A 22,947-nucleotide genomic window follows, 5' to 3' on the forward strand; every position below is an offset into this window, starting at 1 on the left:
CAGCCGAGGATCACGCGGGCAGCCACGCCTGCCACTTGGCGGGGTTGGCGTCGATCCACTTCTTGGCGGCGTCCTCGGCGGACATGCCGTTGTTGGTGATGTCGTTGGCGACGGCGTTCTGGTCCTCGTTGGTCCACGTGAAGTTCTTGACCAGCTGGTAGGCCTTCCCGCCGGAGTCGGCGAACCGCTTGCTCACGATCTTGTCGAGGTCCAGCTCGGCGTAGTCGCAGGCGACCTTCTTGGGGTCGGTGTCGCACCCCTCGGTGTAAGGCGGCAGGTTGACCCGGGCCAGCTTGGTGCGGCTGAACAGCCAGTGCGGGTCCCAGAAGTAGAAGAGCAGCGCCTTTTGCTGCTCCTGGGCCTGCGTGGCCGACTGGATCAGCGCGGCCTCGCTGCCGCCCGTTACCACCTTGTAGTTCAGCTTGAGGTTCTTGATGATGGCCTCCTCGTTGCTGACGTACGAGGGGTCACCGAACAGAAGCTGGCCCTTGCCGCCGGACTCGGAGGTCTTGAACAGCTCGGCGTACTTGTTGAGGTTCCTGTAGTCGGTGATGCCGGGATATTTGTCCACCATCCACTGCGGGACATACCACCCGATGACGCCCTTGTTCCCCGTCGAGCCCGCCTCGACCGCGACCTTCTTCTCCTCGATGAACTTCTTCTTGAGGTCGTCGTGTCCCCAGTTCTCGATGATGACGTCGACCTCGCCGGTCTCGAACCCCTCCCACGAGACCTGCTCCTTCAACTCCTTCAGCTCGACCGTGTAGCCCAGCTTGTCCTTCAGCAGATGGGCGACCACGGCCGCGCTGGCCTCGTAGCCGACCCACGGGTTCACGGCCAGCCTGACCGTTCCCGCGGCCGCCGGAGCGCTCGCGCCGCCGGGCGAGGGCTGGGCGGTGGAGTTCGTGCCATCGGCCACTCGGGCGCCGCCGCAGGCGGTGACGGCGAGGCCGAGCGTGAGCACGCCGGCGAGCAGGCGAACTCTACTTCCGATCCTCATGCGATCCTCATCTTCTGTTGTTGGGGCGAGGGGCGTCTCTCGGCGCCCTGAGTGATGCGGTCGAGCATGATTCCGAGCAGCACCGTGGCCGCGCCGGCCGCGAAGCCCATGCCGAAATCGCTGCTCTGGGAGAAGCCTGAGACGACGTCGAAGCCGAGCCCCCCGGCTCCGACCAGCCCGCCGACCACGACCATGGCGAGCGTCATGACGATGCCCTGGTTGGCGGCGAGGAGGATGGCCCGCCTGGCCATGGGGAACTGCACCTTCCACAGGAGTTGCCGCGTGGTGGATCCGCTGGACAGCGCGGCCTCCACGACCGTCTGGGGCACTCCCTTGATGCCGTCCTCCACGAGCCGCACGACGGGCGGGACCGCGTAGACCACCGAGGCGAACACGGCGGTGAACCGCGTCGTGCCGAACAGCGCCAGCGCGGGCAGCAGATAGATGAAGGCCGGCATGGTCTGCGCGGCGTCCAGCAGCGGCCGCTGCAGGGCCGCGTAGCGCGGGTGCCGCGCCGCGGCGACACCGAGCGCCAGTCCCGCGAGCAGGGTGAGCACGACGGCCACGAGGACGGTCGTGAGCGTCTCCATCGAGTGCTCCCAGAGGCCGAGCAGCGCCACCGCCAGCAGGCAGCCGAGGGCGGTGAAGGCCGGTACAGCCCCGCTCACCCGCCAGGCGAGCACGAGTACGGCGAGAGCCACGAGCCACCACGGCGACGATGTGAGGAGGTTCTGCAGCGGGTTCAGCAGCCCCTCGGTCGCGATGTTCTTGATCGCCTCTGTGACGTCGTACCAGGCCGACTGCATCCACCGCACCGCGTCGTCCACGGGCGGGCCGATCCGCCACTCCCACGATTCGGGATACTCCGCGGGGAGGACGAACGACAGCCCGATCCCGGCGGCCGCGAGGACCCCGGCCGCGCCGTACCGCGAGCGCCGCGGGGAGCGGGGGGCGGCGGTGGCCATCACCAGGCGGTCGAGCGCGATGCCCATGAAGACGATGGCGAGGCCCGCCGGCAGCATCACGCCGACGTTCGCCCTGGACAGGCCCCTGATGATGTCGGAGCCGAGGCCGGGGGCGGCGATCAGGGCGGCGATCACGACCATCGACAGCGCCATCATGATGGTCTGGTTGACGGCCAGCGTGATGGTGCGCCTGGCCATCGGCAGGTGCACCTTGCGCAGCGTCTGCCAGCGCGTCGCGCCCAGGGAGACCGACGCCTCGATCGCCGTGGGCGACACCTGTTCGACGGCCAGGGCGGTGATCCGGATGGCGGGCGGGATGGAATAGATCATCGTCGCGACGGTCGCCGACGCCGGGCCGATCTGGAAGAACAGCACCATCGGCCCGAGATAGGCGAAGGTCGGCATGATCTGCATGACGTCCAGCGCGGGTGTGATCAACCTCCGCACCCGCCGCGACCGTCCCGCCCACACCCCGAGCGGCAGCCCCACAAGCAGGGACAACAGCACCGCGGTCAGGGTGAGCGCGAGGGTGTCGACGCTCGCGGCGAAGACGCCGAGCACCCCGAAGGAGGCGAAACCGAGCCCCGCCACGAGCGCCACGCGCCGGCCGCCGGCCAGCCACCCCGCCGCGGCCGTCAGGGCGATCAGCGCGGGCCACGGCAGCGCGTGCAGACCGGCCGAGACGGCGTCGAACAGGCCGCCGATGCCGAGGCGCAGATAGTTGATGAGATACAGGAACAGCGGGTTTTCGTTCCTGTTGTCGTCCACCCAGTCCCGCACGTCGTTCAAAAACAGGAACGGCGCCGCCCCGTCGTCGTGAGGGAGCGTCGCCGTTCCACGAAAGACCAGGTAGAGCCCGGCGGCCACCGCCACGCCCACCACCGGGAGCACGAAGCGGGGCAAGCGCTCACGTGGGCGCCGCCGTACCGCCGGGGGCGGGGCCGGGGGGACGGCGGGCGACACCGTCGCCTGCGCCGTCACGATCTGCTCCTCGACCCGGGACGCGGCCGCTCGGGGCGGGCCGCCATCGCGGCGAGGATGTCGAGCCGGTCGACCACGCCGACGAGGCTCCCGCCCTCCACGACCCGGATGGGTCTGGCGGATCCGAGCACCGCCGGCACTGCGTCCTTGATGATCGTTTCCGCGTTCATGACCGGGCCGTCGAGGTGTTCGTTCTCGGCGGGGGTACGGCAGATCCAGCGCAGCGAGAGCACCTCGCTCTTGGCCACGTCCCGCACGAAGTCCGCCACGTAGTCGTCGGCCGGGGCGGCCACCAGCTCTTCCGGCGTGCCCAGTTGCACGACGGCCCCGTCCCGCATGATGGCGATACGCTGACCCAGTTTGAGGGCTTCCGACAGGTCGTGGGTGATGAAGACCATGGTCTTGCCGACGTCCCGGTGCAGGCGCACAACCTCGGCCTGCATGTCCCGGCGGATGAGCGGGTCCAGCGCACTGAACGGCTCGTCGAACAGCATGACCTGCGGATCCACGGCGAGAGCGCGGGCCAGGCCGACACGCTGCTGCATGCCGCCCGACAGCTGGTCGGGGTAGGACTGCGCGTGGCCGGCCAGGCCCACCAGGGAGAGGATCTCCTCGGCCCTGCGGTGACGTTCGGCCTTGGGGACCCGCTGGATCTCCAGGCCGTAGGCCACGTTGTCCACGACCCGCCGGTGCGGGAGCAGGCCGAAGTGCTGGAAGACCATGCTGACGCGGTGGCGGCGCAGCTCGCGGAGGGCCGCCGGGGACGCGGAGCACACGTCTTCACCGGCTATGTGGATCTTTCCGGCGGTGGGTTCGATGAGCCTGGTCAGGCAGCGTACGAGGGTGGATTTACCGCTTCCGGAGAGTCCCATGACGACGAACATCTCTCCGGCGCGCACCTCGAAGGTGACATCCCTGACTGCGGCCGTACATCCGGTTTTCTCAAGCAATGCGTTGGGATCAAGGTGAATGTCGGGGCCGTTGAGCACTCGATCGGCCCGGGGACCGAAAATCTTCCACAGTCCGCGCACGTCGATCGCGGTACTGCCCGATGGTCTGGCAGCCGGATCCGGAACCTGCCGCGCGGCTTCCACTGTCTCCTCTAACACGCTTGGCCTCGTGATTCTTCTTGAGAGGACTCGCCGGTTCCGAGTTTTCGAGGGTTGAGGGCGCTGCGCCACAAGATATGACCGAAATGCTCTCGACTACAACGTTGTGATCTTCCGGAGATCTATGTGCTTCTTTCACGTTACGGGAGCGCGTATCTGTGGAACGATGCAAACAGGCATAGGCGGACACGATGTGACTTCTATGCCCATCTGTCCTCTGGTGTACTTCCGATCATGTCGGGGAAAGACCCTAGTGAGGCTGCGTACATCACAAATGAATGTTTGTAGGTCAATGTTCGGTTGGCCGCACTGGTGAAGTTGTGTTCCAATTACCCGCACTTGCTGGATTTTCCCTGAGGTCTTGGGGACCGACAGGCCGCGAGGCTTCATATACGCCGCTTCGGCGAGAGGTTGCGTTCGGTGAGTACAGAGATGCGGCAGAGCGTCCAGGGTGGTGGCGACGGTAAGACGCGGGTGCCGCCTTCCACCCTTCTGGCAGAGGAAGAGGCCGGCGGTGGCTGGCGGCTGCGCAACTGGCGGGTGCGGTCACGGCTGGTCGCCATGATCCTTGTCCCGACAACCGCCGCCGTGCTGCTCGGCGGTGTCCAGGTCGTTTCCTCCGTGAACGCCGCCTCCGACTATCAACGGGTCAACGAACTCGCCAGGCTGTCCGAGCGCATCTCCGCCCTCACCCACGAACTCGCAGGTGAACGCAGCCGTATCGCCTGGTTCATCGCCCAGGACCGTCCCGGGCGCGTCTTACCCTCGGTGCGCGACCAGATAGACCGGGTGGACCGCGCGGTCGGGCAGGTGCGCTCCGTGGCGAGCGCCATCCGCGAAGGCGCCAGGGGCCGCGCCCAGGACGAGGTCGAGACAGCCCTGAACCGCCTGGAGGACCTCGCCGCCCTCCGCAACCAGGCCATTCAGTCGACCCTCCTGCCCGACGCCGCCATCAGCGCCTACACCCAGGTCATCGCCGACCTGCTCTCGCTCCACGACGAAATCGGCAAGGGCAGCGCCGACGACGTGCTGTTCGCCCGCTCCATGACGCTCACGGCCCTCGCCAAGGCCAAGGAGAGCGCCGCCCTCCGGCAGGCGCTGCTCACCGCGGTCCTCGTCAACGGGCGCTTTGAGCAGCAGCAACTCGAAGACTTCCTCGGCGCGATGTCGCGCGAGGAGAACGAACTCAAGAACTTCGCCGCCGAGGCCACCAGCGACGAACGCAGGTTCTTCGACGAGACCGTGCGGGGCAGGCCCTCCGACCGCGCCGAATCTCTCCAGGAACTCGTGCTGATCCGCAGCAGCATCGACGTGCCCCTGCGAGGACTGGACCTTTCCAAGTCGGACGACGCCCGCGAGTGGTTCGAGGCCATGGCCGTGGTCGTCGACCGGATGCGCGTCGTCGAGCAGCGCCACACCAAGTCCATCGTCACACGCAGCCAGGACCTCAGCGACCAGGAGCGCGGCCAGGCCGTGATGGCCGCCGGGGCGGTCGGCGCCCTGCTGCTCGCCGTACTCCTCATCACCAGCGGGGTGGCGCGCTCCCTGGTGCGGCCGCTGCGCAGGCTGCGCAGCGAGGCCCTGGAGATCGCCGGCGACCGGCTGCCCGACTTCGTGCAGCGGGTGCGCGAGACCCGCGACGCCGAGGCGGAAATCGAGGTCCCGCCGATCGGCATCTTCTCGCGCGACGAGGTGGGGCAGGTCGCGCGGGCCTTCGACGAGGTGCACCGCGAGGCGGTACGGCTGGCCGGGGACGAGGCCAGGCTCCGCGGCAACATCAACGCGATGTTCGTCAACCTCTCCCGCCGCAGCCAGACCCTCGTCGAACGCCAGCTCACCCTCATCGAGCGCCTGGAACAGGGCGAGCGGGACGACAGGCGCCTCGCGGACCTGTTCAAACTCGACCACCTCGCCACCCGTATGCGGCGCAACAGCGAGAACCTCCTGGTTCTCGCCGGCCAGGAGGCGGCACGCAAGTGGAGCCAGCCGGTCGAGCTGAACGACGTCGTGCGCGCCTCCCTGTCTGAGGTGGAGAGCTACGACCGGGTGGTCACCCACGGGCAGGCCGAGGTCGCCATCGGCGGCCAGGCCGTCAGCGACATCGTGCACCTGCTCGCCGAACTCGTGGAGAACGCAGTCTCCTTCTCCCCGCGTGACACCATGGTGGTCGTCACCAGCAACCACATCGAGGGCGGCGGGGGCGTCATGCTCTCGGTGACCGACCAGGGCATCGGCATGACGCCCGACGAGCAGGCGCAGGCCAACTGGCGGCTGGCCAACCCCCCGGTGGTGGACGTGTCGGTCTCCCGGCGGATGGGCCTGTTCGTGGTCGGCAGGCTGGCCTTACGGCACGGCGTGCGTGTCCAGCTCAGGCCGCACGAAGCGGGCGGTCTCACCGCGATGGTGGTGATCCCGGAGAAGCTTGTCGCCCCCATCCCCGGCGCCGCGAAGTACGCCCAGCCCGCTCAGCCCGCCTTCCCCTCGATGAACCCGCCCGCCGGAGGGTCGGCCTACCCCGGGCCCGGACATCCCTCGGGCGGCTACGACCTCCCACCGTTCGGCGACTCGGGGACACCCGTCATCCCCCAGCAGGGCCGCTCCGAGACGTTCTCCTCCGGCTCCCTGGGCTCCTCGGGGCCCCCGCTGCCCCGGCGCAAGGCGCCGCCGCTGTCCGCGCCCCCGTCGGCCCCCTCCTTACCGACGCCGTCCTCATCGTCCCCGGCCCCCGTCCCGCACTCCACTCCGCTGACCCCGCCCCCGCGCGTGCCCGCCCCGGGCGACTCGGGTGAGCAGACCTGGTTCACGTCGACCAACCCGCTCTCCCTCCCCCCGTCCGCGCAGGACGCCGGCGTCGTCAGCATGGCCCACGAACCCGGCCCCTTCCCCGTGATGGACGTGGACTCCTCGACCTACCCCCCGGGCTCGCTCTACGGGCGCGGGGCCGACCCGACCGGCCCTCTCCCACGCGTGGAGACCTCGGCGTTCGACAACTCCGGCGACGACTACCTGCCGATCTTCGCCGCCGTCGAATCCGACTGGTTCAAGAAGGGCGGCGCCCGATCCACCGCGGGCGACCAGTCGGCGGACACGTCGGAACCCGTGTGGCAGTCGTTGTCCGACGAGGGTTGGAAGGCGGCGGAGGCGGCCAGCGAACCCTCCCTCGGCGGGCTCACCGCGTCGGGACTGCCCAAGCGCAAACCGCGGGCCAACCTTGTGCCCGGTTCCGCGAAGTCGCGGTCCACCCCTTCCACGCCGGTGCCGATGCCGAAGCTTTCGCCAGACCATGTACGCAGTCGATTGTCTAGTTTCCAACAGGGCATCATGAGGGCCCGCGCGGAGGCCTCCGAGCCCGGCCGCGCCGAGGCCGTCGAGGAGGACCCGTGAGGGATATGAGCCAGGCAGCCAGAGACGTCAACTGGCTGGTCAGCGGTTTCGTGGATGAGGTACCGGGAGTCGCCCACGCGGTCGTGGTGTCCTCCGACGGCCTGCCTTTGGCCTTCTCCCGGGCCTTCCCCAAGGACCGCGCCGACCAGCTCGCGGCGGTCGCGGCGGGATTGATCAGTTTGACCCAGGGCGCGTCACGCGTCTTCGAAGGCGGTGCCGTCAGCCAGACCGTCGTCGAGATGCAGCGGGGACTGCTGCTGATCATGTCGATCAGCGACGGCTCGTGCCTCGCCGTACTCGCGGCACCCGACTGCGACATGGGACTGGTTGCTTATCAGATGACGATCCTGGTCGAAAGAGCAGGCCAGGTGCTTACACCGGCGGTGCGGGCCGAGCTTCAGGCATCGCATCCCTGGTGACAGCGTGACGGGAGGACATCGTGGCGCGCTATGACGAGGAGCCGATGTACGGCGGGGCCTCGCGAAACCCGCCTGCACGTGACGCCTATCCCGACTATGGAGAGGCTTCCGTGCCCTATGGCTCCTCCTACGGTGAACCCCCGCCGGGCCACAGCGAACTCAGCCCCGAGGAGACCAGCTCCCTCGTGCGCATGTACGCCGTCACCGGAGGACGCACCGCCCCGCAGACCGATCTGGCCATCGAGGCGCTCGTCTCCTCGGCCACCTCGGCGCAGCTCGGGCTGAAGTTCACCAAGGAATACCGGGCGATCAGCGAACTCTGCCGCCAGGTGCGATCCGTAGCGGAGATATCCGCACTGCTCAGCATCCCGCTGGGCGTGGCACGGGTGCTGATCGCCGACATGGAGGCCGAGGGGCTGGTGAGGGTCTACCAGCCGCATTTGGACGCTGGGCAACCGGATCTGAATTTGCTGGAAAGGGTACTCAGTGGACTTCGCAGGCTCTAGTCGGGGCGGAGGGCTCACCTCGACGAAGATCGTCGTCGCCGGTGGGTTCGGTGTCGGGAAGACGACGTTCGTCGGCGCGGTGTCGGAGATTCTCCCTCTCACCACCGAGGCTTTGATGACCAACGCCAGTGCGGGCATCGACGACCTCGCCTTCACCCCCGACAAGGCCACCACGACGGTGGCGATGGACTTCGGCCGTGTCTCGCTCGACCAGGATTTGATCCTTTACCTCTTCGGGACGCCGGGTCAGCATCGGTTCTGGTTCATGTGGGACGACTTGGTGCGCGGCGCGATCGGGGCGGTCGTGCTGGCCGACACCCGCCGGTTGTCCGACAGTTTCCCGGCCATCGACTACTTCGAGGAGGCGGGGCTCCCGTTCATCGTCGGGGTCAACGGCTGGGAGGGGCAGTTTCTGCACCGGGAGGAGGAGGTGCGCGACGCCCTGACCCTCGCCCCTCACATCCCCATCGTGCGCACCGACGCCAGAGCCAGAGAATCGGTCAAGACCACCCTCATCACGCTGGTGGAGCACGCCTTGACGATCCGTTCGTACTGACCTCGCCGCTCGAGGGACGGCTTTTCGAGGACTCGACTTTCCCGCGACATCGACCGAACGCCGGCGCTCAGGCACGCCGGCGTTCGGTCGTTTCGCCTTATGCCCGCACGGCCTTGGTGAACGCCCGCAGGCAGACCGCCAGGGCGTCGTGCTTGCGCGCGCCGTTGACCCTGGTGTGAGTCCACGCCGCGAAGAGGCAGGACCAGAGGAACTGTTCGATCCACTCGGCTGGCAGCGAGCGGTCGAGGACACCTTCGGCGTGGCCGCGCTCGATCAGCGGAAGCAGCTGACGAGTGCCGGAGCCGTCGTCGGCCGCCTCCTTTTCGGAGCCGCCCTGGTAGGCGAGCATGAGGATGTCGCCCAGCTCGAAATATTCCTCCAGCACGCGGGTCAGCGCCCGCACCACGTCTCCCTCGTCGACCCGCGCCCGCTCCGTGGCCTCCTCGACCCGCTCGTAGGCGTAGACGGAGAGGGCCTCCAGTAGGTCGGTGCGCTCGGCGAAGTAACGCTGGAGGGTGCTGCGGGACACCCCGGCGGCGCGTGCGACCTCGCCGAGTGAGGCGGAGGGGTTGTCGGTGAGCACGGTGACGGCCGCGTCGAGGATGGCCTGCCGTGTCCGCGCACGTGTGCGGGTCTCTCCAGCATCGGTTCGCACCACATCATGCTAACAGCGTCGGGCGCGACTTGCCGAAAACAGGTCAACGATGCTCTACTTTTTGTCATGAGTGACTCGTTAGTGAGTTCGCATGAATCAATTCGATTGGACAGGGTGCGACTTCTCTGGAGTCTCGCCCGCCCCCACTGGAGGACCCTCGCCCTCGGACTGCTCCTCGCGCTGCTCGGATCGGCCCTGGAACTCGCCGCGCCGATGGCCACCAAACTGGTCCTCGACTCCCTCAACGGCTCACTGCAACTCGCCTGGCCGGTCACGATCCTGCTCGGCCTGCTCGTGCTCGGCGCCCTGATCGCCGTCTGGCAGGGGTTCCTCCTCGGCGGCCTCGCCGAGCGCGTCATCCTCGGTGCCCGCGAGTCGCTCGTGCGCCGCTACCTCCGGATCGAGCTGCTCCCGCTGACCCAGAGGCCCGCGGGGGAGCTGATCACCCGGGTCACCTCCGACACCGTGCTGCTGCGCGAGGCGGTCACCTCCAGCGTCATCGGGCTTGTCAACGGGACGGTCCTGCTGATCGGGATCCTGGTGCTGATGGGGACGCTCGACCTGGTGCTCCTCGGCATCTGCACCGGCGCCGTCGTCGTGGTGGGCGCCGCCTTCATGACGCTGATGCCCGCCATCGCGAAGGCGTACGAGAAGGCGCAGGAGTCCCTCGGCCACATGGGCGGCCTGCTCGAAGGCGCGCTGCGGGCGCTGCGCACGGTCAAGGCGAGCCGGGCCGAGGAGCCGATCGGCGACCGGATCCTGGCCGGCGCCCGCACGGCGGCCGCGCACGGGGTGCGGGCGGTGCGCCGGGAGACGGTCGCCTGGGTCGTCGTCTACTCGGGCATTCAACTCGCGGTCATCGCGGTCCTCGCCGTCGGCGCGTGGCGGGTGTCGGCCGGGCTGCTGGAGGTGTCCAGCCTGATCGCGTTCCTGCTCTACGCCTTCGCCCTCATGGGGCCCATCGAGGAACTCTCCCGGCAGGCCTCCGCTCTCCAATCGGGGGTGGCCGCCGCCGCACGCATTCGCGAGGTCGAGGCGCTTCCGCTGGAGGCCGGGCACGGCGGAGACGTACCGGGCGCCGGTGTGCGGGCCCCTGCCGTACGGCACCGCCCCGGTGTGCGGGCCCGGGTGGTTCTTCCGCAGGATCCGGAGCGGCCCGTCGCCGAGTTGCGCGCGGTGACCGCGCGTTATGCGCCCGATGCCGAGCCCGCGGTCCGGGGGGTCGACCTCGCCGTGCCCCGGCGTGGTCACATGGCGCTCGTCGGGCCCTCAGGTGCGGGCAAGACAACGGTGTTCTCGCTGCTGCTGCGCTTCCTGCATCCGGAGAGCGGACAACTGCTTGTGGACGGTGTTCCCTACGACGAGCTCGCCCCGCCGGACATCCGCGCTCACTTCGCCTATGTGGAGCAGGACGCCCCCGTCATCCCCGGCAGCATCCGCGACAACCTTCTCATCTCCCACCCGGAGGCGACCGCCGAGGACATGTGGCGCGTCCTCGGCGATGTACGGCTGGCGCGGCACATCGAGGAATTGAGCGAAGGGCTGGACACGCCGCTGACCTCGACCTCGCTCTCGGGCGGGCAGCGCCAGCGCATCGCCCTGGCCCGGGCGCTCCTGCACGCCCCCGGCATATTGCTCCTCGACGAGGCGACGGCGCAGGTCGACGCGGTCACCGAGGCGGCGATCGGGGAATGTGTGCGCCGCCACGCCGAACGGTCAGCCGTCGTCACCATCGCGCATCGGTTGTCCACGGTCGTCCACGCCGACCGGATCGTGGTGATGGACGCCGGACGGGTGCGTGCCGCGGGGACACACGGGGAGCTGCTCCGTGCGGACGCGCTATACCGGGAGCTCGTCACGGCCCTGCACATCGCGGACGCCCCCGCGGAGCCGGTCGAGGCGCGGGCCGACTGAGGGCACCCGGCTTATCGCGATCTGGTCCGCCGGGCCGAATGCCGCGGAAGCTCGTCGGGAGTTCGTCGGGAGTTCGTCGGGAGTTCGGCGGGAGTCGTCAGGAGAAGGAGGCGGAGCAGTGGCCCGCGCCCGGCTCCTCCGGGGTGGCGGTGGCCACGATCTGCCCGTCGATCAGGATGGTGCAGGTGAGCGTGGGGGGCTTACGTCCGCTCCGCTTGCTGGGCAGGGCGTCGGCCGACAGGGTCACCGTACGTCCGGGGACGAGGTGGAAGTTCGCCATGCCCCGGTAGGGCAGTTCCGTTGTGCCGTCCATGTTGGGGGGCCGCTCCTCGACGACGGTTCCCATCCTGTGCACGGTGGAGCGGATGCGGCCACGAAGCTTGCTGTCGCTGTCGCTGGTTACCACGAGTTCGACCACGCTCCGGGGGCCGCCGAAGATGTCCCCGTCGTGGTGCTCGTGGCGGTCCATGGCGCCGAGGAAGGTGCCATAGGCCAGCACTCCGGCCGCCGTCAGGCCGCTGACCACGGCGATCTGCCCGCCTGAGCCGAACTTGCCGGCCTTCTTGCCCCGTGTCACAAGTGCCATGACGGCGAAGACGATGCCCGGGATGAACGTGACGCCCTCGGTGAGGAAACCGAGCCCGGTGCAGACCAGGGCGGCGGGCAGGTAGAAGCCGCCGGAGGAACGTGTCTTGCGCTGTGCGGGGGCGGGCGCCGGGGCGGGCGCGGGCCGCGCCTCGGGGTAGTGCTCGACCGCCGGCCGGTGCAGCGGCATGCCGGGGATCGGGGGCAGGTCGTGGAAGAGGGCGTAGAGGTCGCCCCACGTCACCGCCGTCTGCGCGGCCGTGATCCGGTGGCTCAGCGTCTCGTCGTCCAGTCGCCCCACGGCGTAGTGCTCTCGTAAGAGGGCACAGGCGCGATCGCGTTCTCCGTTTGATACGCGAATGTGGTGCACGTGACCTCCCCCAGGCTGATCAACTGGAAGTAGGCTACCCCAGCATGGGCGATTTGATGAGTCCTTCGTGTTTTGTTGGATTGGCCGATCTGTGAGGTGTGAAGTGGCATCCGCTATGCGGAACTACTTGTGTATTGCTTTGTACATGCGGTCAAGATAATCGGTCTCATCGGGTAAGAGCGCTGATGACCTGGGCAAATGCCGGTCTGCGGCGTGCGGCTGCCCCGGAACAGGGGACGACGTTCCCGAATCCAGGATTTGAAATCCGAAGGGGCCGAGGAAACCCGCGGCCCCCGGCGAAGTGAAATTCCCCGAGGGCCGCGAATAGAAGTGCCGGCGCTAGGAAGAAGGCCCCCACCAGTGCGCGGCCACCAGTTCGGCGACCAGCACCTCGGTGAGCAACGCGACCTCGGGATCGTCGTCGCCCGCGTAACGGAGGCAACGCGTGGCCCCGTCCACATCGCCCCCCACGGCGAGGACGGTGGACTTCCGCTGCCGCACCCAGTCCATCGCCTGTCCGTCGTAGCGCGACCCGGGATACAGGATCGCCCGATAATCCAGGGTCTTGGTGAGATAGACATCGACGTGCGCCCAGTCACCGGTCTCGCAGGCGTCCGCCTGCCGCCGCGGCCCCTCGCGGAACATCAGCGCCGACTGCTCGGCGGACGACAGCCGCTCGGCGGGCGCGATGGCGTAGACCCCGTGCGGTCCCTCGAGCAGCGCGCACACCTCCTCCAGCCACTCGCCGCGCCGGTCGAGCAGATCGGCCGAGGCCTCCGCCACACGCGTGAGCAGCGCCCCGAGGTCGAACGGCCGGCCTGTGAGACGCGCGGCCAGGCCCAGCAGCAGCGCGAGCGTGTGCTGGAAGGTGCGGCAGGCCACGCCGCCCGCCTCCAGCCCGGCCGCCATCGGCACCACCACATCGGCGCACTCGGCGACCTTCGACCCCGGGGTGTTGGTCAGGGCGACGACGAACGCCTGGCCCGCATAGCGTTCGAGCGCGTCCAGGGTCTCCACGCTCCCGCCGGTGGCCGAGATCGGCACGACGAGTGTGCCGGGGGCCGCAGGGTAGGACAACGAGGCCGAGCCGTACTCCGCAACGGCGTCGATCCCGGCGGCGCGCAGCCGCAGCGCGGCGACGCCGGCGGCATACCGCGAGCTGCCCATGCCGAGGAACACGACGCGCCGCACCTCCGAGGGCAGCGCGGCGAACGGGTCGCCCGCGCGCAGCGCGTCGGCGAGGTCGGCCAGCGCGGTGGGCTTGGCCTCGAGGTCGGCGAGGTAGAGGGCGGGGTTCACGGGGAGGACTCCTTCGGATACCAGGTGCGCAGCACACCCATCGGGGCATAGCGCCAGCGCGGCAGATGGCGTGCGGCGTAAATCAGTTCCCTGCACTCCTGCTCGATCGCGAACGGGCGCAGCAGGGAACGGTCGAACAAGTAGGAGTGGCAGCGCCCGGCCAGCCGGGAGGTGTAGGCGGCCAGCAGCCCGTCCCGCGCCGCCGCGGCCCAGCGGGCGGCGTCGTCGCGGGGGGTGCCCTTGCGCCTGATCGCCACCTGGGCGACGTGTTCGAGGCTGGTGCCGAGCTGGGCGAGGTCGCGGGCGGCGGGCTGGAAGTGGTCGCCCGCCGCGACGGTCGGGTTGCCGTCGAAGTCGATCACCGCGTAGCCGTTGCGCCACCGCAGGATCTGCCCGGCGTGCAGGTCTCCGTGGATGCGGATCAGCGGCGGGCAGGTCGCGCCCGCGAGCGGCGCGAGCCCGGCGCGCAGGGCCTCGGCGCGGGCGGCGAGCCAGGCGCCGTCGTCCCCGCCGGTCAGCGCGAGCGCCTCGGCGAGTGCTCCTTCGGCCCGGGTGTGTACGGCACGGGCCCACTCGTCCACACGCTCGCCGTCGGGCCCGTGGCGTACCGGCACCGGGAGTGACGACGACGGCGTGGCGAGGGCGACGTGCAGGTCGGCGGTGAGGACGCCGAGTTCGGCGGCGAAGCCGGACCGCCCGGCCGCCGCCTCGTCCACGCACCACTCCCATCCGTCGCGGGCGTCCGGCAGGTAGCCGGTGACGAGTGCGACCAGCGTGCCGCCGGCTCCGCCGTACCCGGGTGCGGCGGGATGGGCCGGCGCTCTGCGTATGAGGGCGGCGTACGGCGGGGCGGTGGCGGTGAAGCCGACCTCGGCGAGGTGGGCGAGCATCGCCGGGCCGGGCTGGGGGAGCGGGAGGGGAGGGGTGAGCCACTTGACGACGACAACCTCGCCGACGACCACCGAGTGGTTGGTCTGGTCGACGCTGAAACCCCGTTCGACGTGTGGGAACGTTCCTGCGGGGAGCGGCTGGAAGTGCCGGAACTCGAACGGGCCGGGACCGGAATCCCCGGTGGCGAGCGAGGTGAGCAGCTCAGCCGAGAGGCCGTCGCCGGCTTTCGGCGCCCGTTCGCCCAGGGAGATCAGGCGTGTCCAAACTGAACTCGAATTCAACACTCAACCCATACATCCAGCTAACAATGTCATGAAAAGTCTTGCCGATGTTGATATCGACTGCAACACTCCATCTTTGGTCTGCCGTGCCCTGTCTCGCTCTCATCGGCCCGAGCGACCGTTTCGTACGATTCCTGAATCTAGAAGGAGTAGCGGTCGTGTCCCGAATCCGGTACACCCGTCGTCTTCCGGCAGCCGTCGCGGCTGCCGGTGCCCTACTCGCCGTGGCCGCCTGCGGCGGCCAGTCGGGAGACACAAGCACCGCAGCCGCTCCCAACGCTCCAGCTCGTCTCGACCCCAACGCGAACCTCGCGAAACAGAAGCTGACGATCTCGATCTGGGACGGTTACAGCCCGGAGGACCTGCCCAAGCGGGTGAAGGACAAGTTCGGCACTTCGATGGAGGTCGCCAAGCACGCGACCAACGAAGAGGTCATGGGCAAGCTCACCGCCGGCGCCGACAGCGGCATCGACGTGGCCTTCGTATCCGGGCAATACGCGCAGGCCCTCAACGAGGCCGGGCTGCTTGAACCGCTCCACCCCGAGCTGATCCCGAACCTCGCGAACCTCTACCCCGAGGCCACGCAGCTCTCCTACGACAAGGGCAACAAGTTCTCCGTGCCCTACACCTGGGGCACCACCGGGATCTGCTACCGCACGGACCTGGTGGAGACCGCGCCCACGAGCTGGAAGGACCTGCTGGAGCCGGCCGACGACGTCAAGGGCAAGATCACCTTGATGACCACCGAGCGCTGGCTGGCCCTGCCCGCCATCAAAGCGCTCAACTATTCGGTGAACACCACCGACGACGCGCAGCTGCAGAAGGTGCGCGACCTGCTCACCTCGGCCAAGGAGCACCTGCTCGCCTTCGACGACACCACCTTCGGCGACCGCCTGAAGAAGGGCGAGGCCGTGATGGTGGAGGCGTGGGACGGATGGTGCCCCACCTCGGAGAAGAACATCAAGTTCGTCGTGCCCAAGGAGGGCAGCGATCTCTGGGTCGACACGATGGTGGTGCTGAAGTCCTCCAAGAACAAGGAGGCCGCGCACGCGCTCATCAACTACATCCTGGACCCGGAGATCCACAGCTGGGCGGCGGAGAACATCCTCTACAAGGTGCCCAACAAGGCCGCCATGGAGAAGGTGAAGCCCGAGCTGAAGGCGAAGGACTCCCCGCTCGCGATGACCCCGGCCCAGCTCCTGCAGGGTGAGCCGATCATCGACCTCGGCAAGGACTCGCAGAAGTACACCCGCCTGTCGACCGAGGTCGCGGCGAAGAACTAGGCCCTACCGGTGTCCACGACCAAAGAGCACGACGTCGCGACGCGACCGGCGCCCCGCGAGGGCCCGCGCCGGCCGCGCCGCACGCGTGGTTCGGGGAGGTTCTTCGCGGGGCTGGTCTTCCTCGGGCCGGGTCTCACCTATCTGATCGTGCTGCTGATGATCCCGCTCGCGCTGGTGCTCAGCTACTCGATCTTCCAGCGGGGCCGCTTCGGCGGTGTGGTCTACGAGCCCACCGGGGAGAACTTCACCCGCCTGCTGGACCCGCTCTACCTGGACGTGGTGCTGGGCTCGCTCAAGCTGGCCACGATCGCGACCCTGATCGCCCTGCTCGTCGGCTATCCCACGGCCTACATGATCGCGATGCTGCCGCGCAAATGGAAGACGATCGCCCTGGTGGCGATCGTGCTGCCGTTCTGGACGAACTTCCTGGTGCGCGTCTACGCCTGGATCGTGCTGCTCAGCGGGCCCGGAGTCGTCAACACCGCGCTCATCGACCTGGGCCTGATCGACGAACCCCTCGAATTCCTCTACAACCAGGGCACGATCGTCACCGGGCTCGTCTACTCGTATCTCCCGCTCATGGTGCTGCCGCTCTATGCCGCCATCGAGAAGCTCGACCCCACGCTCCGTGAGGCGTCGGCCAACCTCGGCGCCCGCCCCGCGCGCACCTTTTTCTCCGTGACGCTGCCGCTGACCGTGCCGGGTGTGCTCACCGGCTGCCTGTTCGTCTTCGTGCCGAGCTTCGGCAACTTCATCATCCCCGAACTGCTCGGCGGAGGCCGGTCCATCATGGTGGGCAACCTCATCAGGGACCAGTTCCTGAAGGCGCGCGACTGGCCGTTCGGCGCGACCCTGGCTCTGGCGCTGGTCGCGGTGCTCGTCGCCCTGCTGCTGGCGCAGGCGTGGGCGGCCAGGAGGTACAGCCGTGCGTAAACCGCGCCTGCTCCACGTGCCGTTCTGGCTCACCTACGTGTTCCTCTACGCCCCCATCGTGGTGCTCGTCGCCATGTCGGTGAACTCAGGGGACTCTCCGTATTCCTTCGACGGCTTCAGCCTCAAGTGGTATGGAGCGCTCGCGCAGAACGAGGACATCAGAGAGGGCCTGGTCAACACGCTGATCGTGGCGCTGGCCACGACGGTGCTCGCCACCGTGCTCGGCACCCTGCTCGCGGTCGGCATGGCACGTTACACCCGCTCGCGCACGCTGGACGCCATCGGGCTGCTGCCCGCCGTACTGCCCGACCTGGTGCTCGCCATCGGATTGCTCGTCCTCTACTCGGCGGTCCAGATGACGCTGGGCCTGCACTCGGTGCTTCTCGCCCACGTCGTGTTCGGCATGGCCTTCGTCGCCGCCGTGGTGCGCACCCGCCTGTCCCACGGCGACACCACCCTGGAGGAGGCCTCCCGGGACCTCGGCGCGGGCGCGGTGACGACCTTCCTGCGCATCACGCTGCCGCAGCTCGCCCCGGGCATCGCGGCGGGGGCGCTGCTCGCCTTCACCCTGTCGGTCGACGAGTTCGTCATCGCCTTCTTCACCTCGGCGCCGACCGAGCCGACCCTGCCCGTCGTCATCTACTCGATGGTCCGCTTCGGCGTCACACCCGAGATCAACGCGCTGGCGACGCTCCTGCTCGCGGTGAGCTTCACCGTCGTCATCGCCGCCCAGCGCATGACCCGTCTCACGGAGTCCCTGTCATGACCGACACAATCGTCGCGGTGGAAGGCGTCAGCCGGAGGTTCGGCGAGGTGACGGCCCTCGACGATGTCTCCTTCGACATCAAGCAGGGAGAGTTCTTCGCGCTGCTCGGCCCGAGCGGGTGCGGCAAGACGACGCTGCTGCGGGTCCTCGCCGGATTCGAGGCGCCCGACGCGGGCACGGTGACGCTGGACGGCGCCGACCTGCTCGCCATGCCCCCGCACAAACGGCCGGTCAACCTCATGTTCCAGTCCTACGCGCTGTTCCCCCACATGAGCGTGGCCAAGAACATCGCCTACGGGCTGGAGCGGGAGAGGCTGCGGCGCGCCGAGGTGAAGACCCGCGTCGAGGAGGTGCTGGAGACGGTCGGGCTGACCGAGCAGGCAGGCCGCAAACCGCACCAGCTCTCCGGCGGCCAGCGCCAGCGGGTCGCACTGGCCCGCGCCATCGTCAAACGACCGCGGCTGCTGCTGCTCGACGAGCCGCTGTCGGCACTGGATAAGAAGGTGCGCGGCGGTATGCAACTCGAACTCAAGCGGCTGCAGACCGAGGTGGGCATCACCTTTATCGTGGTCACCCACGACCAGGAGGAGGCGATGTCGCTGGCCGACCGCATCGCGGTCTTCGAGAAGGGCAAGGTGCTCCAGGTGGACGCGCCGGTCGCGCTCTATGAGCGGCCGCGCACCCGCTTCGTCGCCGACTTCGTCGGTGACAACAACCTCTTCGACGGTACGGCGCGGCCTGACGGCCTCGAAGCCGTGCACCTCGGCCTGCTCCCCAGCGCCACCCCCGCCCCCGACGGCACCGCCGCTGTGCTCGCCGTGCGCCCGGAGCGGGTGAAACTCGGCGCCCCAGGCACCGGCCTGCTCAACGGCACGGTGGTGGACGTCAGCTTCTACGGCGGCGTCTCCCATGTGTCGGTGCGGGTGCCTGGCCATGAGAACCCCGTGCTGGTCGCCTCGCAGGGCGCGAGCCAGGTGCAGGCGGGCGCGCAGGTGGGACTGGCGTGGGGGCCCGCCGACGCCGTGCTGGTGCCGGCGGACCGCTGAGCGGAGCGGCCGGTGGAGACGAGCATGCGGGCCCCGGCGGCGCCGGAGCGGCGCGCGCGGTCACTTGAGCGGGCAGCCGGTCATGCCCCGTGCGTAGGAGAGAATCAGCTCGGTGGCCTCGTCCGGGCCGATGGTCGGATGGCGGGCCGTGATGCGATAGCCGTACGCGTCCTCCAGCGCCACCAGATTGCGCGCGACCGTGAGCGGCTCGTCGACCAGCGTGAACACCCCAAGTGCGGCCCCCGTGTCGAGGATGCTCTGGTACATCGACACCTGCCGGTCGTAGAGCGTGGTCAGCAGCAGGCCGTAGATCCGGTTGCGGCCCGCCGCGCCGCCGAGCTCGTTGAGCAGGCGCACATCCGGGTCGAGAGGTCCGGTGGGCAGGCCCGAGCGGATCGTCACGACGAGCTTCTCGCGCGGATCCGTGATCTTGGAGATCTGCCGGAGCCGCTGCTCGTAGAAACGCTCGGTGCTCGCGTGGTGGGCCTCGACCAGCAGCTCGCCGAGGTCGGGATAGTGATAGAGCACAGCCCCGGAGGTGAGCCCGGCCTCCTCGGCGACGTGGTTGAGGTGCACACCCTCGATGCCGTGGCGGATGACGGCACGCCGCGCGGCCTCGATGAGGTCCAGCCGCCGGTCGGCCCGGCTCTTGCGCGGGGTCATGCGCGCCTCCGTATTTACATCGATGTTGAAAACGAACGACTTGTGCCGATCGCAGCCTGCCGCCAGGCGCACGCTCGGTACGGACTCCATGGTGACGCGGAGTCGACCTTCCCGCTAGTGCAAAAACTGAACCCCTATTCAATAAAGTTGAGCTGGAGTCATGATGTCTGAGCGACCCCTCACGATTCTGTTCATGCCCGAGAGCGCCTACGGACCGACGAACAACTGCATCGGGGTCGGCGACATCCTCCGCCGGCGCGGTCACCGGGTCGTCTTCGCCGCCGAAGCGACGTGGAAGGGCAAGCTGACCGCGCTCGGCTTCGAGGAGGACCTCGTCGACCTCGCCCCGCCCGCCGAGGAGGAGCAGGACCCCGGCCAATTCTGGAAGGACTTCATCCGCGACACCGCGCCGGAATACCGCAAGAGCACCAAGGAACAGCTCGAAACCGTCACCAAGCCCATCTGGGAAGCCCTCATCGACGGCGCGAAGTACTGCGAGCCCCAGCTCAAGGCCATTATCGAGCGGGTGAACCCCGACGTCATCGTCGAGGACAACGTCATCCTCTTCCCCGCCCTGGTGACCGCGGGCAAGCCGTACGTGCGCATCGTCTCCTGCAACCCGCTGGAGGTCAGGGGCGAGAACGTCGCCCCGGTCTTCTCAGGACTCCCGGCCGCCGACCGCGGCGAGTGGGACGACTTCCGCGCGGAATACGACCGCACCCACCGCGAGCTCTGGACCGCCTTCAACGAGTGGGCCGTCGAGCAGGGCGCCCCGCCGCTGCCCGACCTCGACTTCATCCCCGAGGGCGACCTGAACCTCTACGTCTATCCCGAGGCCCTCGACTACGTGGACGCGCGCCCGCTGGGGGACACCTGGCACCGGCTCGACTCCTCGGTGCGGGAGACCGACGAGGAGTTCCAGATCCCCGCCGCGCTCGCCGCCAAGGAGGGCGCACTCGTCTACTTCTCCCTGGGGTCGCTCGGCTCGGCCGACGTCGAGCTGATGCAGCGTGTCATCGACGTGCTGGCCACCACCCCGCACCGCTACATCGTGTCCAAGGGACCGCTCCACGAGGAGATCAAGCTCGCCGACAACATGTGGGGCGCGGAGTTCGTCCCGCAGACGAAGATCATCCCCCAGGCGGACCTCGTCATCACCCACGGCGGCAACAACACCACCACCGAGGCCATGCACTTCGGCAAGCCGATGATCCTGCTGCCGCTCTTCTGGGATCAGTACGACAACGCCCAGCGTGTCCACGAGCTGGGCTTCGGTGTGCGCCTGTCGACCTACACCTTCGCCGACGAGGAACTGACCGGCGCACTCGACCGCCTGCTCGGCGACACCGAGCTGCGGGCGAGGCTCGCCGCCGCGGGCGAGGAGATCCGCGGGCGCGACGGGCTGCGCAAGGCGGCCGACCTGATCGAGCGGGCCGGGCGCACCTCGGCCTGATATTAACCGGACAAACCGGGCCTTCGCCGTACATCTGCACCGCTGGAAGGCTTGGAATTCGCTGTGAATCTGCGCGCGGCCGGGGCGGTGCCCCGACCCCGGCCGCGAGCGGTGCTCGTCCCCAGTGAGGCGGCCTCGCTCGGCCGCCGTGAGAGATCGAGATGCGCAACCTGATCAACCCGGCGACCGGCCGGTCATTCGGCGAGATTCCTGACACGTCTATTGAAGAGGTGGGCGCCGCCGTCACCGCCGCCCGCGCGGCCTTCGAGGAGTGGTCGGCCCTCACCCCCGCGGAGCGCTCCAGAGTGCTGCTGCGCCTCGCCGACCTGGTCGAATCCCACGCCGGCGAACTCACCCGCCTAGAGGTCGAGGAGACCGGCAAACCCGTCGCCGTCTTCCGCGAGGGCGAACTCCCCTTCGCCGTCGACAACCTGCGGTTCTTCGCCGGAGCCGCCAGGTCCCTCGACGGCACGGGCGCCGGCACCTTCAGCGCGGGCTACACCTCCATGCTGCTCCGGCGGCCGGTGGGCGTCGTCGCCTCCATCGCCCCGTGGAACTTCCCGTTCGTCATGGCCATCTGGAAGATCGGTCCCGCGCTGGCGGCCGGCAACGCCGTCGTGATCAAGCCCGCCCCGCAGACGCCGAGCACGACTCTGCGGCTGGCCGAGCTTGTGGCCGAGGCCGGAGCCCCCGAGGGCCTCGTGCGCGCCGTCACCGGCGACGCCGAGGTCGGCGAGGCGCTCGTCACCCACCCCGGCGTCGACATGGTCAGCGTCACCGGCTCCACCGAGACCGGCCGCGCCGTCATGCGCGGCGCCGCGGGCTCACTCAAGCGTGTGCACCTGGAGCTCGGCGGCAAGGCCCCTGCCCTGGTGTTCGCCGACGCCGACCTGCCCGCCATGGCGCGCGGCGTCTCGATGGGCGCGACCTACAACACCGGCCAGGACTGCACCGCGGCGACCCGCGTCTACGTGCAGCGCGAGGTGTACGCCGAAGCCGTGGAGGCCCTGCGCGCCACCCTGGCGGCGATCACCGTGGGCGACCCCGCAGGCCCCGCGACCGACATCGGCCCGCTGATCTCGGCCGCCCACCGGGAGCGGGTGCACGGATTCGTCGAGCGCGCGGTCGCCGAGGGCGCCTCCGTCGTGGCCGGGGGAGCGCCGCTGCCCGGCCCGGGGTTCTACTATCCGCCGACGTTGGTGACGGGCGCGCGGCAGGACAGCGAGATCGTCCAGGGCGAGATTTTCGGTCCCGTGCTCGTCGTGCTCCCCTTCGACGAGGAGGACGACGCCGTGCGCCTCGCCAACGATTCGAGGTATGGCCTGGCCTCCTCGGTGTGGTCCCGCGACGTCTCGCGGGCGCTACGCGTGTGCCACCGCCTCGACGCGGGGGTGACCTGGGTGAACGATCACCTTCCGCTGGCCTCGGAAGCGCCGCACGGGGGCGTCAAGGGCAGCGGATTCGGCAAGGATATGAGCCAGGAGGCGGTCCTGGAATACTCCGTGACCAGGCATTTGATGATCAAACATGCCTCTCCGGTGGAGCATACCGCCTTCCGCCCCGCTTAGTTGATCATCCAACTAGTGGGGGATTGTGTCGCAAAAGCAGTATTTGGTCATCTTTAATGTCCTGTGTGCGGTTGGCCGATCTGGTCGGGGTGTGTTCCAATTACCCTCGCCTATGGACGTCCCCCACGTCCCGTGCGCCCCACGCGTGACTTGATCTCCGTGCACGCAAGGTTCGGCGAGAGGTTCGAAATTCAGTGAGGACGGAAAATCCCTGGAACACCGCAGGTTCCGGGGCTGACACCGGTGGCCCGGCTCCGCAGCAGGCGGCGCCTCCGCCTGCCCCACCCGTGCCGCCTGCCCCGCGCAGAGACGGCGGCCGG

Annotated in this window: 19 protein-coding genes; 11 read left to right on the plus strand and 8 right to left on the minus strand. The window is 68.9% G+C overall.

The window, feature by feature from the left end:
• Positions 1–10 precede the first annotated feature (10 nt).
• Genes Ssi02_RS07970 through Ssi02_RS07980 form a run of 3 tightly spaced genes read right to left on the minus strand, consistent with a single transcriptional unit; the run spans position 11 to position 4,055 of the window.
• On the minus strand, positions 11–1,000 hold the full coding sequence (locus tag Ssi02_RS07970) for an ABC transporter substrate-binding protein (protein WP_204022744.1): 990 nt from the start codon (positions 998–1,000) through the stop codon (positions 11–13).
• Positions 997–2,946, minus strand: coding sequence for an ABC transporter permease (locus Ssi02_RS07975; protein ID WP_239128692.1), 1,950 nt, complete (start codon positions 2,944–2,946; stop codon positions 997–999). The genes Ssi02_RS07970 and Ssi02_RS07975 overlap by 4 nt, the downstream gene beginning before the upstream one ends.
• On the minus strand, positions 2,943–4,055 hold the full coding sequence (locus tag Ssi02_RS07980) for a quaternary amine ABC transporter ATP-binding protein (RefSeq protein ID WP_373870096.1): 1,113 nt from the start codon (positions 4,053–4,055) through the stop codon (positions 2,943–2,945). Before Ssi02_RS07980 ends, Ssi02_RS07975 begins: the two co-directional genes overlap by 4 nt.
• A gap of 420 nt (positions 4,056–4,475) precedes the next feature.
• Here Ssi02_RS07980 and Ssi02_RS07985 point away from each other — a divergent pair, with 420 nt between their 5' ends.
• The 4 genes from Ssi02_RS07985 to Ssi02_RS08000 are packed head-to-tail and all read left to right on the plus strand — an operon-like array spanning position 4,476 to position 8,920.
• Entirely contained in the window at positions 4,476–7,439 is a 2,964-nt protein-coding gene (locus Ssi02_RS07985) for a sensor histidine kinase (RefSeq protein WP_239128693.1), read from the plus strand.
• Positions 7,436–7,858: a roadblock/LC7 domain-containing protein gene (locus tag Ssi02_RS07990; RefSeq protein ID WP_275410622.1), complete on the plus strand. Its 423-nt coding sequence runs from the start codon at positions 7,436–7,438 to the stop codon at positions 7,856–7,858. The genes Ssi02_RS07985 and Ssi02_RS07990 overlap by 4 nt, the downstream gene beginning before the upstream one ends.
• Positions 7,859–7,878: 20 nt before the next feature.
• On the plus strand, positions 7,879–8,364 hold the full coding sequence (locus Ssi02_RS39760; protein WP_373870097.1) for a DUF742 domain-containing protein: 486 nt from the start codon (positions 7,879–7,881) through the stop codon (positions 8,362–8,364).
• The gene (locus Ssi02_RS08000; RefSeq protein ID WP_204022748.1) at positions 8,345–8,920 is read left to right on the plus strand and encodes a GTP-binding protein; all 576 of its coding nucleotides are present in this window, start codon (positions 8,345–8,347) and stop codon (positions 8,918–8,920) included. The genes Ssi02_RS39760 and Ssi02_RS08000 overlap by 20 nt, the downstream gene beginning before the upstream one ends.
• Positions 8,921–9,017: 97 nt before the next feature.
• Here Ssi02_RS08000 and Ssi02_RS08005 read toward each other — a convergent pair whose 3' ends face one another.
• Entirely contained in the window at positions 9,018–9,575 is a 558-nt protein-coding gene (locus tag Ssi02_RS08005; RefSeq protein ID WP_239128694.1) for a TetR/AcrR family transcriptional regulator, read from the minus strand.
• A gap of 66 nt (positions 9,576–9,641) precedes the next feature.
• Here Ssi02_RS08005 and Ssi02_RS08010 point away from each other — a divergent pair, with 66 nt between their 5' ends.
• Positions 9,642–11,489 carry an ABC transporter ATP-binding protein gene (locus Ssi02_RS08010; protein WP_204022754.1) on the plus strand — a complete coding sequence of 616 codons (1,848 nt, stop codon included), beginning with the start codon at positions 9,642–9,644 and terminating at the stop codon, positions 11,487–11,489.
• A gap of 97 nt (positions 11,490–11,586) precedes the next feature.
• On the opposite strand, the gene Ssi02_RS08015 is transcribed toward Ssi02_RS08010, so the two are convergent.
• The 3 genes from Ssi02_RS08015 to Ssi02_RS08025 form a co-directional block, all read right to left on the minus strand.
• Positions 11,587–12,444 carry a DUF1707 SHOCT-like domain-containing protein gene (locus Ssi02_RS08015; RefSeq protein WP_204022756.1) on the minus strand — a complete coding sequence of 286 codons (858 nt, stop codon included), beginning with the start codon at positions 12,442–12,444 and terminating at the stop codon, positions 11,587–11,589.
• Positions 12,445–12,783: 339 nt separating this feature from the next.
• Complete coding sequence (locus Ssi02_RS08020) at positions 12,784–13,743, minus strand: SIS domain-containing protein (RefSeq protein WP_204022758.1); 960 nt, start codon at positions 13,741–13,743, stop codon at positions 12,784–12,786.
• Complete coding sequence (locus tag Ssi02_RS08025) at positions 13,740–14,915, minus strand: hypothetical protein (protein ID WP_204022761.1); 1,176 nt, start codon at positions 14,913–14,915, stop codon at positions 13,740–13,742. The genes Ssi02_RS08020 and Ssi02_RS08025 overlap by 4 nt, the downstream gene beginning before the upstream one ends.
• Positions 14,916–15,073: 158 nt before the next feature.
• On the opposite strand from Ssi02_RS08025, the gene Ssi02_RS08030 reads away from it, so the two are divergent.
• Genes Ssi02_RS08030 through Ssi02_RS08045 form a run of 4 tightly spaced genes read left to right on the plus strand, consistent with a single transcriptional unit; the run spans position 15,074 to position 18,943 of the window.
• Positions 15,074–16,198: a polyamine ABC transporter substrate-binding protein gene (locus Ssi02_RS08030; protein WP_204022763.1), complete on the plus strand. Its 1,125-nt coding sequence runs from the start codon at positions 15,074–15,076 to the stop codon at positions 16,196–16,198.
• A 9-nt stretch (positions 16,199–16,207) separates the two neighbouring features.
• Positions 16,208–17,131 (plus strand): ABC transporter permease, encoded by a 924-nt coding sequence (locus tag Ssi02_RS08035; RefSeq protein ID WP_204022766.1) that lies wholly within the window; start codon positions 16,208–16,210, stop codon positions 17,129–17,131.
• Positions 17,124–17,897, plus strand: coding sequence for an ABC transporter permease (locus Ssi02_RS08040; RefSeq protein ID WP_204022767.1), 774 nt, complete (start codon positions 17,124–17,126; stop codon positions 17,895–17,897). Before Ssi02_RS08035 ends, Ssi02_RS08040 begins: the two co-directional genes overlap by 8 nt.
• Positions 17,894–18,943, plus strand: coding sequence for an ABC transporter ATP-binding protein (locus Ssi02_RS08045; protein WP_204022769.1), 1,050 nt, complete (start codon positions 17,894–17,896; stop codon positions 18,941–18,943). The genes Ssi02_RS08040 and Ssi02_RS08045 overlap by 4 nt, the downstream gene beginning before the upstream one ends.
• Positions 18,944–19,003: 60 nt before the next feature.
• Here Ssi02_RS08045 and Ssi02_RS08050 read toward each other — a convergent pair whose 3' ends face one another.
• On the minus strand, positions 19,004–19,606 hold the full coding sequence (locus Ssi02_RS08050; protein ID WP_204022771.1) for a TetR/AcrR family transcriptional regulator: 603 nt from the start codon (positions 19,604–19,606) through the stop codon (positions 19,004–19,006).
• 163 nt (positions 19,607–19,769) lie between these two features.
• On the opposite strand from Ssi02_RS08050, the gene Ssi02_RS08055 reads away from it, so the two are divergent.
• Together Ssi02_RS08055 and Ssi02_RS08060 are read left to right on the plus strand one after the other, a co-directional pair.
• On the plus strand, positions 19,770–21,059 hold the full coding sequence (locus Ssi02_RS08055) for a glycosyltransferase (protein WP_204022773.1): 1,290 nt from the start codon (positions 19,770–19,772) through the stop codon (positions 21,057–21,059).
• A 161-nt stretch (positions 21,060–21,220) separates the two neighbouring features.
• Positions 21,221–22,627, plus strand: a complete 1,407-nt coding sequence (locus Ssi02_RS08060) for an aminobutyraldehyde dehydrogenase (RefSeq protein WP_204022775.1) — start codon at positions 21,221–21,223, stop codon at positions 22,625–22,627.
• Positions 22,628–22,947 lie beyond the last annotated feature (320 nt).

This window comes from Sinosporangium siamense (assembly GCF_016863435.1).
Lineage (GTDB): Bacteria > Actinomycetota > Actinomycetes > Streptosporangiales > Streptosporangiaceae > Sinosporangium > Sinosporangium siamense.